We start from the raw sequence: 14,273 nt of genomic DNA on the forward strand, positions 1-14,273 counted from the left end.
ACCCCCTCTGCGGCCGGAGACCCGGATCCCGGGTCCGGCCGCAGAGGCATCTCCGACCGAGAGGACACCGCATGACGACGCCGACGAGCCGGGAAGCGCAGGGCCGGGTGGTCGTGCTGGCGGGGGCGACAAGCGCGGCGGGACTCGCGGCGACGCGAGCACTGCGCGATGCCGGTGCCCGGGTGATCGCCACCGGACGCACGTCCGAGCGACTACGCGCCCTGGCCGAGGCGGGCGCCGAGACGGCGGTCGCCGACGCGACCTCCCTCGCCGACATGACGGCGCTCGCCGGGCGGCTCGAGACGGTCGATGCGGTCGTGCCCCTCGTGGGCGGCTGGCGGGGCGGCGGCGGACTCGCCGGGCAGACCGACGACGACTTCGCGGCGCTGCTGCCGGCGCTGGAGGCGGTGCGCGCGACGAGCCGCGCGTTCGATGGCCCCCTCCGCGCCTCCGCCGCCGGACGATTCGCGATCGTGTCGTCGACCTCCGTCGCACGCCCCCTCGCCGGCGGAGCGAACTACGCGGCGGTCAAGGCAGCGAGCGAGGCCTGGACCCGTGCCGTCGCCCAGGGGTACGCCAAGGCGGCGCGCGAGGCCGACGAACCGCTGCGCGCCGCTGCCGTCGTGTTCCGCGCCAAGGCGCTCGATCCCGATGCCCTCGCCGCGCGTCTCGTCGGACTCTGGGACACCGACGCCGCCGACCTCAACGACCGGGTGCTCGACCTGGGCTGAATCCCGCTCCTCGGGCGGTCACCGGGGCTCGGGCGGTATGCCGGGGACGATCGGTGGGGCGTCACGGATCGCGTGCGGGCCGTCGCCCGCTTCATCCACGGCGTCGACTGCCGGTTCGGGAGCCTCTTCCGGAGCCGAATCCGGGGCGGTCGCGTAGAGCTCGGTGAGGGTGCGATATGACCGGGTGAAGAAGGCCAGGGTCGCGGCGACCACCATGATCAGACCCGCGAAGAGGCAGATGAGTGCGATGCCGCGCGCCTCACCGTCGCCGAGGAGCCACCCCCACTGCCGCTGCCCCTGCGCACTGTCCATGTACGGGATCACGAGGAACTCGGCGATCGGGGCGATGAGGAACGCGGTGATCGGGGCCGCCGCCGCCTCCATCGCGGCCGCGGTGCCGAACACCCGTCCCTGGCGCGCGAACGGGACGACCTTCTGGATCACGGTCTGCTCCGCGGCCTCGACGGGCGGCACGAGCGCCATGTACACCCACATGCCGAGGACGTACAGCGGCCACCATTCGCGCAGCATGAAGATCGCCCCGAGGAGTCCCATCGCGATCACGATGAGCAGCATCGTGCGCACGGGCTTCCTGCCGAGGCCGAACTTGGCCACCAGTCCCCCGCCGATCAGGAATCCGGTCGACGCGAAGGCCAGGGCGAACCCCCACATCTGCGCGTCGAAGAGCGTGAGCCCGTACGGATCCATGAGCGCCATGTAGACGCCGCCGATGAGGTTGTTGAAGGTCGAGAAGACGATGAGCGCGAACAGTCCGGGCGCCTGGCGGATGGCCTGGACGCTGCCGCGGAAGTCGACGGCGCTCTTCGCCTCCGGGTCGACCTCGGGCTCGGACTCCGGGATCCGGATGAACAGCAGGTGCGCGAAGGTGAGGGCCATCGCCACGATCGCGATCCCCAGGGTCCACCCCATGCCGAGGAAGCCGATGGAGAGGCCGGAGAAGACGCTCGTGACGAGGAAGGCGAGCCCCTGCACCGTGCCGACGAGACCGTTGGCGTTGGCGCGCTTCTCCTCCGGCACCAGCAGCGTCACCGTGGTGGACAGCGCGATGTTGCGGAGCTGCTCGATCACCCCGCCGAACAGGATGACGCCGGAGAACAGCCAGAACCACGGTCCGCCGAGGTCGAGCAGGGACGCCTCGGGCTGCCACAGGTAGAGGACGCCCGCGACGAGGAACGCCGCCGCCGAGATGACGCTCGACAGGAGCATGACGCGGTGCTTGCGATGACGGTCGACGATGGTGCCGAACACCATCGCGAAGAACGCCACGAACAGCATGTAGGCACCGCCGATGATGCCCGTGGCCAGCACCGACCGGGTCTCGATGTAGACCCAGAAGGTGAGGGCGAACCACAGGAAGCTCGTCGTGACGTTGGCGATCAACGTGTTGACGAGGACGTTCGCGAAAGCGGTCTTCGCCGCGCTGCGTTCCATGGGTTCGAGGGTAGAGCGGGCCTCGGACATCCGGTAGGGGAAGGCGATTAGGCTTGTCCGGTGAGCATCCCGCACGACCCCGCCATCCGGGGCTTCGCCAGTGACAACTACTCCGGCATCCACCCCGAGGTCCTGGCGGCCCTCGCGGCCGCGAACGGGGGCCATCAGGTGGCCTACGGCGAGGATGCCTACACCGCCCGCCTGCAGGAGGTGTTCCAGGCACACTTCGGCGACACCGCCGCTGCGTACCCCGTGTTCAACGGCACCGGGGCGAACGTCACCGGCCTGCAGTCGATGCTGCCGCGCTGGGGGGCCGTGATCGCGGCCTCGACCGCGCACATCAACGTCGACGAGGGCGGAGCGCCGGAGAAGATCGGGGGCTTCAAGCTCCTCACCGTCCCCACCGACGACGGCAAGCTCACCCCCGAGCTCATCGACCGCGAGGCCTGGGGCTGGGGCGACGAGCACCGCGCGCAGCCGCTCGTGGTCTCGATCACGCAGTCGACCGAGCTCGGCACGCTGTACACGGCGGAGGAGATCCGCACGATCGCGGATCACGTCCACGCGCGCGGCATGAAGCTGCACGTCGACGGCGCGCGCCTGTCGAACGCGGCCGCCGCCCTCGATCTGCCGCTGCGGGCATTCACGACCGACGCCGGGGTGGACGTACTCACCTTCGGCGGCACGAAGAACGGCGCCATGCTCGGCGAGGCCATCGTCGTGCTGAACCCGGACGCCGCCGTGGGCCTCAACTACGCACGCAAGTTCAACATGCAGCTCTCGTCGAAGATGCGCTTCGTCTCGGCGCAGCTCATCGCACTGCTCGACGGCGACCTCTGGCTGCGCAACGCCCGGCACGCCAACGCCATGGCGGCCCGGCTCCGCGCGCGGATCGAGGACGGTCTCGCCGACGGATCGATCGTCGGGGTGGAGTTCACGCAGCCGACGCAGGCGAACGGCGTGTTCGCGACCCTGCCCGAGGGCGTCGCCGATCAGCTCCGCGACGTGTTCCGCTTCTACGACTGGGACGCCGCCCGCCGCGAGGTGCGCTGGATGTGCGGCTTCGACACCGAGGAGTCCGACGTCGACGCCTTCGTCGACGCGCTCGCCCGCCTCACCCGCCCCTGACGCGCCGAGACCCCGGGTTCGCGCCGAGACCCCGGGGCGCTCGCGGGTGTACGCCGGGGTATGGGCGGGAACCCGGGGTCTCGGCTGACGGAGGCCTACCGCTTCGACTTGCGGTAGCCCGCCTTGACGGCGGCGCTCTCGGTGGAGAAGCACGCCTCCGGCTTCGTCTTCGCGTAGTACGCCCCGCTCCGCACGTGATAGATCATCGACTGCGCGTTGCCCTTGATGGGAGCCCACGCGGGGCAGTTCCAGGTCGAGATCGGCTTGGTGCGCCCCGGATAGACGACGGCGGCCGTCCGAGCCGATGTGCGCGCGGCGGAGATGTAGCCGCTCTTCGTGCCGGTGACGCGAACCGTGATCCTCGCCTTCACCATCGCCGGGGTGACGACGAGCGTCGAGCCGGTCGCACGGGAGATGGCCCGGCCATTGAGGTACCACTGGTAGCTCAGCCGGGTGCCGCTGGTCCAGGTGTACGGCACGGCGGTGAGGCGAGAGCCAACGATCGCTGATCCGGTGATCCGAGGCGTCGGTGCGGACAGGATCCCCTTCACCGCGGCTGTCGGCTTCGAGCGCCGCGATGCGGCGGCGTACCCGGCTTTGGTCCCGGAGACGACGACGGTCACCGTCTTCACGGCGGCCGACGACGGGAGCGTGAACGAGGCTGCGGTGGCACGTGCGACAGGGGCGCCGTTGATGTACCACTGATACGTCAGCCGTGTTCCCGCCGTCCAGATTCCGGTCCGGACTTTGAGGGTCTGCCCGACGGTCGGCGTACCGGTGATCGACGGCGTCGGCGCGACGAGCGGGCGGAGCACGGCGGCCGTCGCCGCTGAGGCGACCGTCGCCGACGCGAAGGTGGCCTTCTTCCCGGTGACCTGAACGGTGATGCGCGTCCCCGCCTGCGCTGTCGTCAGCGCGAGGGAGGAGGCTGTCGCCTTGGCGATCGCCTTTCCGTTCGCGTACCACTGGTAGCTGAGCGCGGCCCCCGCGGTCCAGGCCCCCGGGAGCGCTCGAAGGGTCTGCCCCACGACAGGCGTACCGCTGATCGTGGGCACCGAGGTCTCCATGCGGTGCAACGCCTCGAGTGCGGCATCGATCCCCGGCCGCGCCTCCCCTGCAGCCAGCACAAGCGGTCGAGCCTTCTCGAATCGAGGCGCGTCCTGCCACCACTCCGAGACCGCGCCCGCGACCGAGGACACGAAGGCGACGCGATACTCGCCCGCCGGCAGCCCGCCGACCGCGAAGGTACCGGCGTCCGTCACGACGTTGGCAGCGGAGACCGCGGCACCGGCTCCGGCCACCGGGTAGACGGCGACGACGACCCGCTGCCCGGTGATGTCCACGCCCGTCGGCGCGGTGACGCGCCCGGAGACGAGGGCGGAGCGCTCGAGCACCACGTCACGCACGACCCCGTCGGGTCCCACGGACACGATCTCGCCGCTCTGCGGACCACCCTGATCGAAGACGGCGCGCCCTTCCGACACCACGCCGAGGACGACGTCGCCCTGCGGGACGCGCAGGGAGTAAGACCCGTCGGTCACGGCGGCGGCCGCGAGCGGGGAACCGACGTCCGCCCCCGGCGCATAGGCCGCGACGAAAGTCCGCCCCATACTCAGATCGGTGCCGTCCGGGAACGTGACCCGTCCGGTGACGGTGGCGGTGCCCGCCGGATCCGCCTCACCGGGATCGGCGGCAGCGACCCCCGCGGCCGCTTCCACCGCAGCGGGAAGCGCTTCAGCGACCCCGGGGAAGGCGGGGTCGGCGGCAGCCGTCGCAGTGGCGGGCGCCGCGACGAAGACGAGCCCGGAGGCGAGGAGCGCAACGGCGACCGTGACGGCCAGTGCGCGGAGGGTGCGGAGAGGAGCGGCGAACGCCATGGGCATCCTTCGGGACGGACGCGGTCGACGACCGCGAGGATCAGGGCGTTCTGAGCAGATCACCTTCGTCATGGATACAGGGTCCCTGGCTCGGAAGACAAGCCTTGACCGCGCGCCGAGACCCCGGGTTCTCGCCCAGACCCCGCACTATGCGCGCGCGGTAGCCGGGGTCTCGACTCGAACCCGGGGTCTCGGGGAGAAGTAGGAGGGAGAAGGACGAGCTTCAGCGAAGGAGGCCGAGGCTGGCGAGCGCGTGGCGGATGAGAGTGCCGCGGCCGCCCTCCATCTCGGCGGCGACGGCGTCGGAGGCGGCGGCCTCGGGCGAGAACCACGTCACCTCGAGGGCGTCCTGGCGCGGCTCGCACGTCCCGGTCACGGGCACCACGAAGGCGAGGGAGACGGCGTGCTGACGGTCGTCGTGATACGCGCTCACCCCCGGGATGGGGAAGTACTCTGCCACCGTGAACGGCAGCGGCTGCGGCGGCAGGAGCGGGAAGGCCATCGGCCCGAGGTCGTTCTCGACGTGGCGGAACAGCGCGTCGCGGATCGTCTCGCCGAAGCGCACGCGGCCCGAGACGATGGTGCGTGTGATCTCTCCGAGCGGGGTGGACCGCAGCAGCACGCCGATCTCGGTGACCTGACCGGAGCCGTCCGTGCGCACGGGGATCGCCTCGACGTAGAGCATCGGAAGGTGGCGCCGCGCCTCTTCCAGCTCGACGTCGCTCAGCCAGCCGGGGTTCGCATCCGGCACCGGCGGGTTCGCATCGCGGAACGAACCGAGGCCCTCGTCTTCGGGCTCCGGCTCCGGATCGGGTGTGCGCACCGCCATGCCTCCTTTCTACCAGCCGTCCTCGTCGATGGCAGCACCGGCGCGAGCCCTGGCAGGATGACGGTGTGACCGAGAACCTGACGATCGACGATGCGGCGACGCGCTGGTCGCGCACCGACCGCGCCGGGCTCCCGCTGCTCGTGCTGCTGCACGGGTACGGCGCCGACGAGCACGACCTCTTCGGCCTCGTCCCGTATCTCCCCGCCGACGTCGCGGTGGCCTCCGTCGCCGCACCGCTGACTCCGCCGTGGCCGGCCCCCGGTCGCTCCTGGTACCCGATCGAGGGGCTCGACGGACGCAGCTCCGCCGCCGTCACCCTCGCGGCGGAGGCGTTCCTGCGCTGGCTCGACGACGCCGCGGCGGACGCGCCGTCGGTGGCGCTGCTCGGGTTCTCCCAGGGCGCCGCGGTGTCGCTACAGGCCCTGCGGCTGGCCCCCGAACGGTTCGGCGCGGTCGTCGCGCTGAGCGGCTACGCCGCCCCGGACGCCCTTCCCGGCGATGCGCACCTCGCGGAGGTCAGCCCCCCGGTGTTCTGGGGCCGCGGTTCGCGCGACGACGTCATCCCCGCGCCGCTGATCGCCCACACGGCGCAATGGCTCCCCGCGCACACGTCCCTGTCCGGTCGCGTCTACAGCGGACTGACCCACAGCATCTCGGAGGAGGAGCTCGGCGACGTGCACCGGTTCCTCACGACCTGGGTCGAGGGGATCGGCGCGGATCAGGCGGAGGGGTCCCGGCCGTCCTGAGCGCCGTCGGCGGAGTCCGATCCGGCGTCGTCGTCGTCCTCCGACCCTTTCTCGGCGCTGCCTCCCGATCCACGGAAGGCCACGGACAGCGCGATGCCGATCGAGACGCCGAAGACCAGGCCGAGCGCCCAGTTCTGCAACGCGACGCCCATGGAGACACCGATGGCGACGCCGAGCGCGAGACCGATGCCGAGGCCGGTCCTGGCGCGCATCTCCTCGGGACTGGGGTTCCGATCGTCTGACATGCCTCCACGGTACGAGCCGTCGCGCGGCCCCGCATCCCCCGCGCGACGGAGCGGCGACACGCCCGGGAGTTGCGCGGCGCGACACGCCCGGGTATCGTCGTGGCGTCCTGTCCGCCGTGTCTGGAAGTCCTTTGATCTGAATCGTCGCCTCCGCGCCCCTCTTCTCGCGCGCTGACCCGACGATCGCCGACTCCCCGGCAGACGCCCTCCTCCGCTTCCGTGACTCCACGGTCCGAAGGGCTCGGTGTCAGTGCACCCTCGCACTCGACAGGAGACACCCCATGTCACAGCCCTCTTCCTCGCACGCCGCCGTCGTCCTCGACCGCCTCTCCCTCACCTGGCCCGACGGCACGGTCGCCCTCGACGGCGTGTCCGGAGCCTTCGGCGCCGGGCGCACGGGACTGGTCGGCCGCAACGGCGCCGGCAAGTCCACGCTGCTCCGGCTGATCGCCGGGGAACTCTCCCCCACCTCCGGAACGCTCAGCACCTCGGGCGAGGTCGCCTTCCTCCCCCAGCAGCTCACGCTCGACGTGGACCGCCGGGTATCCGACCTCCTCGGGGTGACGGCCGCCCTCGATGCCGTGCGGGCCATCACCGCCGGTGACGTCGACCCCGCGCACTTCGACGCGGTCGGCGACGACTGGGACATCGAGGCGCGGGCGGAGGCCTCCCTCGCGGAGGCCGGGCTCGCCCCCGCGTTCCTCGACCGCACGGTCGGCGAGCTGTCCGGAGGGGAGGCCGTGCTCGTCGCGATCGCCGGCATCCGGCTGCGGCGGGCTCCCCTCACCCTCCTCGACGAGCCGACGAACAATCTCGACCGTGACGCCAGGGCGGCCCTCGCCGCGATGGTGCAGTCGTGGAAGGGCACGCTCATCGTCGTGAGCCATGACCTCGCTCTGCTCGAGCTCATGGACGACACCGCCGAGCTGTACGGACGGAACCTCTCCGTGTTCGGCGGCCCCTACTCCGAGTGGCGCGCCTGGCTGGACGCGGAGCAGGACGCGGCGAAGCAGGCCGAGGTCGCCGCCGCCCAGGTGCTCCGCAAGGAGAAGCGCCAGCGGATCGAGGCCGAGGTCAAGCTCGCTCACCGGGCCCGGACCGCCAAGAAGGCCGAGGTCGAGAAGCGCGTCCCGAAGATCGTCGCGCACGGTCGCAAGATGGCCGCCGAGGTGTCCGCGGGGAGGCTGCGCACCGAGGTCGGCGCGAAGGAGGACGCGGCGCGCGCGGCACACGATGCCGCGGGACGGCGGGTCCGTTCCGACGCCTCGATGAAGATCGAGCTTCCGGACCCCGACGTGTCGCGGAGCCGCCGGATCGCCGAGCTCGGCGGACCGGAGCGGTCATGGGTGATCCAGGGCCCGGAGCGCGTGGCCCTCGTCGGACGCAACGGCGCCGGCAAGACGACCCTGCTGGAGCGGCTGGTCGACGGGGCCGTTCACAACTCAGGACAAGAGGCGCCGGAACGTCCGAATCCGACGCTGAAGGCGGAGATCGGGCGCGATCTCCTGAGTTGTGAACGGCCGGAGCTCCGGGCGGAGGCGCTCACTGACCGGATCGGCTACCTCCCGCAGCGCGTCGACGGTCTCGACGAGAGCCTGTCCGCCTTCGCGAACGTGGCCGTCGCGGCACCGCAGGTCCCGGAGAAGGAGCTCCGCAACCGGCTCGCGCGGTTCCTCATCCGGGGCGGGACGGCCGACCGTCCGGTGTCCGCGCTGTCCGGCGGGGAGAGGTTCCGGGTCGCTCTGGCCCGGCTGCTCCTCACGGATCCGGCTCCGCACCTCGTCGTCCTCGACGAGCCGACGAACAACCTCGATCTCGACACGGTCGACCAGCTCGTCGAGGCGCTGCGGGCCTACCGCGGGGCGGTGCTCGTGGTGAGTCACGACGACGCCTTCCTCTCCCGACTCGACCTCGACCTCACGCTCGAGATCGACGCGGACGGCGTGCTGCAGGAGGTCGTGTGACCTCGTCACCTCTCCCGCCCGCACGACCCTTGTCCGCCCGCACGACCGGAACCACGGTTCGGTCGTGCGGGCGGGACCGGGTCGTGCGGGCGGGAGAGGGGGCTGTCAAGGTCCGGGCCGGATGTCGGTGGGGTCGGGAATGATGGAGGCATGAGCGACGTGCTCGACCGCTTCACCCCGGCCACACAGGACTGGTTCCGGGGTGCCTTCACCGCACCCACGCCGGCGCAGGCGGGCGCGTGGGAGGCGATCTCCGCCGGCAAGCACGCCCTCGTCGTCGCTCCGACCGGTTCCGGCAAGACGCTGTCGGCGTTCCTCTGGGCCATCGACAGCGTGTTCCGCGAGCGCGCCGCCCTCCCGGAGGAGCCGAAGAAGGACGGGTCCCGCACGCGGATCCTCTACATCTCCCCGCTCAAGGCCCTCGGTGTGGACGTGGAGCGCAACCTGCGCTCGCCCCTCATCGGCATCGGGCAGTCCGCGCGGCGGCTCGGTCTCACCGCCCCCGGCATCACCGTGGGCGTCCGCTCGGGAGACACCACGTCGAGCGATCGCCGCAAACTAGTATCCGATCCGCCCGACATCCTCATCACGACCCCCGAGTCGCTGTACCTCATGCTCACGAGCCGGGCCGGCGACACCCTGCGCGACGTGCACACGGTCATCATCGACGAGGTGCACGCGGTCGCCGCCACCAAGCGCGGCGCGCACCTCGCGGTGAGCCTGGAGCGCCTCGACGCCCTCCGCCGCTCCCACGGCGCGGAGACCGCAGCGCAGCGCATCGGCCTCTCGGCCACCGTCCGCCCGATCGACGAGGTCGCGCGGTTCCTCGGCGGCGCCGACCCGGTCGAGATCGTCGCTCCCCCGGCATCGAAGACCTTCGAGCTCGGCGTCGTCGTGCCGATGGACGACATGACCAACCCGCCACCCCCGCCCGGGGCGCCGCCGGAGGCCCCGGGGATCGATGCGGAGTACACCGAGGTCACCGGCTCGGTGTGGCCGCACGTCGAGGAGGCGATCGTCGACCGCATCCTCCAGAACAACTCCACCATCGTCTTCGCGAACTCCCGCCGCCTCGCCGAACGGCTGACCGGACGGCTGAACGAGATCTATGCGGAGCGGATCGGGGTCGCGCTTCCGGAGCCGGCCGTGCCCGCCGCGATGATGGCGCAGGCGGGAACCACCGCGGGCGCCGATCCGGTGCTCGCCAAGGCCCACCACGGCTCGGTGTCGAAAGAACAGCGCGCGCAGGTCGAGGAGGAGCTGAAGTCGGGGGTGCTCCGGTGCGTCGTCGCCACGAGCAGCCTGGAGCTCGGCATCGACATGGGTGCCGTCGACCTCGTGATCCAGGTCGAGGCGCCGCCGTCCGCGGCCTCCGGACTCCAGCGCGTGGGTCGCGCTGGACATCAGGTCGGCGAGATCAGCCGCGCGGCCCTGTTCCCGAAGCACCGCGGCGACGTGCTGCACACCGCGATCGTGACGGAGCGGATGCTGGCGGGGAAGATCGAGGCCATCCAGGTGCCGCGGAACCCGCTCGACATCCTCGCCCAGCAGACCGTCGCGGCCAGCGCCCTCGGCGCCATCAGCGTCGAGGAGTGGTTCGAGACCGTCCGCCGGTCCGCCCCGTTCCAGTCGCTCCCCCGCTCCGCGTACGAGGCCACCCTCGACCTGCTGGCCGGCCGCTTCCCCTCCGACGAGTTCGCCGAGCTGCGGCCGCGCCTCGTCTGGGATCGCGATGCCGGCACGCTCACCGGCCGCCCGGGGGCACAGCGGATCGCGGTCACGAGCGGCGGCACCATCCCCGACCGCGGCCTCTTCGGCGTCTTCGTGGCGGGCGAGTCCACGGGTGCCCGCGTGGGCGAGCTCGACGAGGAGATGGTCTACGAGTCCCGCGTCGGCGACGTGTTCACCCTGGGCACCACGAGCTGGCGCATCGCCGAGATCACCCACGACCGCGTCAACGTCATCCCCGCCTACGGCCAGCCGGGCAAGGTGCCGTTCTGGCACGGCGACGGCATCGGCCGCCCGTTCGAGCTGGGCGAGGCGCTCGGGACGTTCTCCCGCGAGGTGTCCGCCGCGAAGCCGGAGAAGGCGGAGCAGCGTCTCATCGCAGCCGGGCTCGACGAGCAGGCGCGGGCCAATCTCCTCGCGCATCTCTCCGAGCAGCGGGAGGCCACGGGCACCCTGCCGACGGACCGCACGCTCACCGTGGAGCGCGGACACGACGAGGTCGGCGACTGGCGGGTCATCCTGCATTCCCCGTACGGCATGAAGGTGCATGCGCCCTGGGCGCTCGCGATCAATGCGCGCGTGCGGGAGCGTCTCGGCGTCGAGGGCTCCGCGGTGGCGAGCGACGACGGCATCATCGTGCGCATCCCCGACGCCGAGTCGGAGCCGCCCGGTGCGGAGCTCTTCGTGTTCGATCCGGACGAGCTGGAGCAGCTCGTCACGCAGGAGGTCGGCGGCTCGGCGCTGTTCGCCTCGCGGTTCCGCGAGTGCGCCGCGCGGGCGCTGCTCATGCCCCGCACGAACCCCAACCGCCGCACGCCGCTCTGGCAGCAGCGCCAGCGCTCGGCCCAGCTCCTCGAGGTCGCCCGCCGGCATCCCACCTTCCCCGTGATCCTGGAGACCCTGCGCGAGGTGCTTCAGGACGTCTACGACCTGCCGTCGCTCCGGAAGCTCGCGACCAGCATCGCCGACCGCCGCATCCGCCTCGTCGAGACCCAGCCGGGGCAGCCGTCGCCGTTCGCGCGCGACCTCCTCTTCGGCTACGTCGGCGCGTTCATGTACGAGGGCGACTCGCCGCTGGCCGAGCGCCGAGCGGCCGCCCTGTCCGTCGATCCCGCACTGCTGGGCGAGCTGCTGGGCACGGTCGAGCTGCGCGAGCTCCTCGACCCCGACGTCATCGCGCAGTTCGAGCGCGAGGCCCAGCGCCTCGACCCGGAGCGTCGGGCGCGCGGCGTGGAGGGCGTCGCCGACCTGCTCCGGCTGCTCGGCCCGCTCGACGCCGACGAGGTGGCGGCACGCCTCGATCCGGAGTCCACCGGCGGAGCGACCGCGGCGACGCTGCTCGACGACCTCGTGACCGCGCGGCGGGCCATCCCCGTCACTATCGCCGGGGTGGCCAGGGTCGCCGCGATCGAGGACGCCGGACGCCTGCGCGACGCTCTCGGCGCAGCCCTGCCGACCGGCATCCCCGTGGCCTTCCTCGAGCCGCTGGCGGATCCCCTCGGCGACCTCGTGGCCCGTCACGCCCGCACCCACGGCCCCTTCACCACCGCGTCCGTCGCTGAGCGCTTCGGTCTCGGCACCGCGGTCGCCCGGCACACCCTGCAACGCCTGGAGACGAACGGCCGCCTCACGAGCGGGTACTTCCTCCCCACCGCGGCCGGCAGCGGCGACGACATCGAGTGGTGCGACACCGAGGTGCTGCGGCGGCTGCGCATGCGGTCGCTCGCGGCGATCCGCGGGTCCGTCGAGCCGGTCTCCCCGGAGGCCTACGCCCGGTTCCTGCCGGACTGGCAGCATCTCGGTCGACCCCTGGAGGGCATCGACGGCGTGCTCACCGTGATCGAGCAGTTCGCCGGCGTCCCCATCCCCGCCAGCGCCTGGGAGTCGCTCGTCCTGCCGTCGCGGGTGCGCGACTACACCCCGGCGATGCTCGACGAACTCACGGCCGCGGGCGAGGTGATCTGGTCGGGACACGGCACGCTCCCCGGCCGCGACGGGTGGGTCTCGCTGCACCCGGCCGATCTCGCCCCGTTCACCCTGCCCGATCCGGACGCGGAGATCGCCGCGGAGTCGCTGGAGGCGCGCCTCCTCGCGGCCCTCGCGGCGGGCGGCGCCTACTTCGCCGCGCAGCTCAAGGAGATGACCGGCGCCGAGAACGAGCAGTCGGTGCTGGAGGCCCTGTGGTCGCTGACCTGGTCCGGGCACGTGACCAACGACACCTTCGCGCCGATCCGCTCGCTGCTGACCGGGGGCTCCCAGGCCCACAAGGTCAAGCGTCGCGCTCCGCGTGCGCGCACCTATCGCGGCATGTCGCTCACGCGCACGGCTCCGCGCCCGACCTCCATCGGCGGTCGCTGGTCGCTGCTCCCCGAGGTCGAGACCGATCCGGCGAGGCGCGCGACCGTCACCGCCGGACTGCTCCTCGACCGCTACGGGGTGGTCACCCGCGGGGCCGTGCAGTCCGAGGGCGTCCCCGGAGGTTTCGCGCAGGCGTACCGCGTGCTGGCCGGATTCGAGGAGGCGGGGCACTGCCGTCGCGGCTACGTGATCGAGAAGCTCGGCGCCGCGCAGTTCGCCGCCTCCGCCACGGTCGACCGTCTCCGCACGTACGCCGGCCTCGCCGATCCGCCGCCGCGGAAGGCCGTCACCCTGGCGGCCACCGACCCCGCGAACCCCTACGGTGCGGCGCTCGGGTGGCCGAAGCTGGAGGGCGTCTCGCATCGCCCGGGGCGCAAGGCCGGCGGGCTCGTGGTGCTCGTCGACGGCGCCCTCGTCCTGTCGCTCGAGCGCGGCGGACGGACCGTGCTGTGCTTCACGGACGACGAGGAGGTGCTGCAGGCCGCCGCCGCCGACCTCGCGACGACGGCCAGGGACCGCCGCCTCGACACCCTCACGGTCGAGAAGGTGAACGGAGAGGGCGTGTACGGCACGATCCTCGGGCGGGCCCTGCAGGAGGCGGGCTTCGTCCAGACGCCGCGCGGCTTCACCCTTCGCAAGGCCGTCTGACTCGGCCTCACGAGTGGTACCATATTCCGTACCAGAAGGGGAACGACATGGCCATCACGACGAGTGAAGCGCGGCGCGATCTGTTCGGCCTGATCGAGCGCGTGAACCTCGATCACAGCGAAGTGGAGATCACCTCGCGCCGAGGAAGTGCCGTCCTCATGTCCAAGGCGGAGTACGACTCCCTGGTGGAGACGAGCTACCTGCTGCGCTCGCCCGCGAACGCTCAGCGACTCCTCAGCGCCCTGGCCGCTGCCCGCGACGGCGACGTCTCGGAGCACGACCTCGACGAGGCATGACGGCCCGGCACCTCGTCTGGACACCCGAAGGGTGGGAGGACTACGTGTACTGGCAGACGGAGGACCGTCGTGCTCTCAAGCGAATCAACCTCCTGATCGCCGACACCCTCCGCGACGACCCCTTCCAGGGGATCGGCAAGCCCGAGCCCCTCAAGCACGCGCTCGCCGGCGCCTGGTCTCGGCGCATCGATGAGGCTCATCGCCTCGTCTACACGGCGACCGATCGCCACGTGACCATCCTGCAGGCCCGCTATCACTACTGACCCCCCTA

General features: G+C 71.9%; 11 protein-coding genes. 7 read left to right on the plus strand and 4 right to left on the minus strand.

Annotated features, from left to right (window positions below; genetic code table 11):
* Positions 1 to 71 precede the first annotated feature (71 nt).
* Complete coding sequence (locus BLU02_RS06935) at positions 72 to 731, plus strand: SDR family NAD(P)-dependent oxidoreductase (protein ID WP_083370914.1); 660 nt, start codon at positions 72 to 74, stop codon at positions 729 to 731.
* An 18-nt stretch (positions 732 to 749) separates the two neighbouring features.
* Here BLU02_RS06935 and BLU02_RS06940 read toward each other — a convergent pair whose 3' ends face one another.
* On the minus strand, positions 750 to 2,183 hold the full coding sequence (locus BLU02_RS06940) for an MFS transporter (protein WP_060922625.1): 1,434 nt from the start codon (positions 2,181 to 2,183) through the stop codon (positions 750 to 752).
* A 60-nt stretch (positions 2,184 to 2,243) separates the two neighbouring features.
* Here BLU02_RS06940 and BLU02_RS06945 point away from each other — a divergent pair, with 60 nt between their 5' ends.
* Entirely contained in the window at positions 2,244 to 3,311 is a 1,068-nt protein-coding gene (locus BLU02_RS06945) for a threonine aldolase family protein (RefSeq protein ID WP_025102460.1), read from the plus strand.
* Positions 3,312 to 3,406: 95 nt separating this feature from the next.
* Here BLU02_RS06945 and BLU02_RS06950 read toward each other — a convergent pair whose 3' ends face one another.
* Both BLU02_RS06950 and BLU02_RS06955 read right to left on the minus strand, forming a co-directional pair.
* Positions 3,407 to 5,188 carry a sunset domain-containing protein gene (locus BLU02_RS06950; protein ID WP_060922624.1) on the minus strand — a complete coding sequence of 594 codons (1,782 nt, stop codon included), beginning with the start codon at positions 5,186 to 5,188 and terminating at the stop codon, positions 3,407 to 3,409.
* A 223-nt stretch (positions 5,189 to 5,411) separates the two neighbouring features.
* Entirely contained in the window at positions 5,412 to 6,017 is a 606-nt protein-coding gene (locus BLU02_RS06955; protein WP_025102462.1) for a DUF4916 domain-containing protein, read from the minus strand.
* A 65-nt stretch (positions 6,018 to 6,082) separates the two neighbouring features.
* Here BLU02_RS06955 and BLU02_RS06960 point away from each other — a divergent pair, with 65 nt between their 5' ends.
* Positions 6,083 to 6,763: an alpha/beta hydrolase gene (locus BLU02_RS06960; RefSeq protein WP_060922623.1), complete on the plus strand. Its 681-nt coding sequence runs from the start codon at positions 6,083 to 6,085 to the stop codon at positions 6,761 to 6,763.
* Here BLU02_RS06960 and BLU02_RS06965 read toward each other — a convergent pair.
* Positions 6,736 to 7,008 carry a hypothetical protein gene (locus tag BLU02_RS06965; protein WP_060922622.1) on the minus strand — a complete coding sequence of 91 codons (273 nt, stop codon included), beginning with the start codon at positions 7,006 to 7,008 and terminating at the stop codon, positions 6,736 to 6,738. The genes BLU02_RS06960 and BLU02_RS06965 overlap by 28 nt on opposite strands.
* 281 nt (positions 7,009 to 7,289) lie before the next feature.
* Here BLU02_RS06965 and BLU02_RS06970 point away from each other — a divergent pair, with 281 nt between their 5' ends.
* The 4 genes from BLU02_RS06970 to BLU02_RS06985 all read left to right on the plus strand — a co-directional run bounded on the left by BLU02_RS06970 (position 7,290) and on the right by BLU02_RS06985 (position 14,265).
* A complete protein-coding gene (locus BLU02_RS06970; RefSeq protein WP_060922621.1) occupies positions 7,290 to 8,972 on the plus strand; it encodes an ABC-F family ATP-binding cassette domain-containing protein in 1,683 nt (560 codons plus the stop codon).
* A gap of 150 nt (positions 8,973 to 9,122) precedes the next feature.
* Entirely contained in the window at positions 9,123 to 13,706 is a 4,584-nt protein-coding gene (locus BLU02_RS06975; protein WP_060922620.1) for an ATP-dependent helicase, read from the plus strand.
* 47 nt (positions 13,707 to 13,753) lie between these two features.
* A complete protein-coding gene (locus tag BLU02_RS06980; protein ID WP_025102467.1) occupies positions 13,754 to 14,002 on the plus strand; it encodes a type II toxin-antitoxin system Phd/YefM family antitoxin in 249 nt (82 codons plus the stop codon).
* Complete coding sequence (locus BLU02_RS06985; protein WP_060922619.1) at positions 13,999 to 14,265, plus strand: Txe/YoeB family addiction module toxin; 267 nt, start codon at positions 13,999 to 14,001, stop codon at positions 14,263 to 14,265. Before BLU02_RS06980 ends, BLU02_RS06985 begins: the two co-directional genes overlap by 4 nt.
* The last annotated feature ends 8 nt before the right edge of the window (positions 14,266 to 14,273 follow it).

Source organism: Microbacterium paraoxydans (genome assembly GCF_900105335.1).
GTDB lineage: Bacteria > Actinomycetota > Actinomycetes > Actinomycetales > Microbacteriaceae > Microbacterium > Microbacterium paraoxydans.

Bases quoted from the DNA above. Each gene is read 5' to 3' on its own strand.
- BLU02_RS06985 (WP_060922619.1), top strand. From the start codon at position 13,999: ATGACGGCCCGGCACCTCGTCTGGACACCCGAAGGGTGGGAGGACTAC.
- BLU02_RS06950 (WP_060922624.1), bottom strand. From the start codon at position 5,188: ATGGCGTTCGCCGCTCCTCTCCGCACCCTCCGCGCACTGGCCGTCACG.
- BLU02_RS06935 (WP_083370914.1), top strand. From the start codon at position 72: ATGACGACGCCGACGAGCCGGGAAGCGCAGGGCCGGGTGGTCGTGCTG.
- BLU02_RS06955 (WP_025102462.1), bottom strand. From the start codon at position 6,017: ATGGCGGTGCGCACACCCGATCCGGAGCCGGAGCCCGAAGACGAGGGC.
- BLU02_RS06980 (WP_025102467.1), top strand. From the start codon at position 13,754: ATGGCCATCACGACGAGTGAAGCGCGGCGCGATCTGTTCGGCCTGATC.
- BLU02_RS06940 (WP_060922625.1), bottom strand. From the start codon at position 2,183: ATGGAACGCAGCGCGGCGAAGACCGCTTTCGCGAACGTCCTCGTCAAC.
- BLU02_RS06965 (WP_060922622.1), bottom strand. From the start codon at position 7,008: ATGTCAGACGATCGGAACCCCAGTCCCGAGGAGATGCGCGCCAGGACC.
- BLU02_RS06970 (WP_060922621.1), top strand. From the start codon at position 7,290: ATGTCACAGCCCTCTTCCTCGCACGCCGCCGTCGTCCTCGACCGCCTC.
- BLU02_RS06975 (WP_060922620.1), top strand. From the start codon at position 9,123: ATGAGCGACGTGCTCGACCGCTTCACCCCGGCCACACAGGACTGGTTC.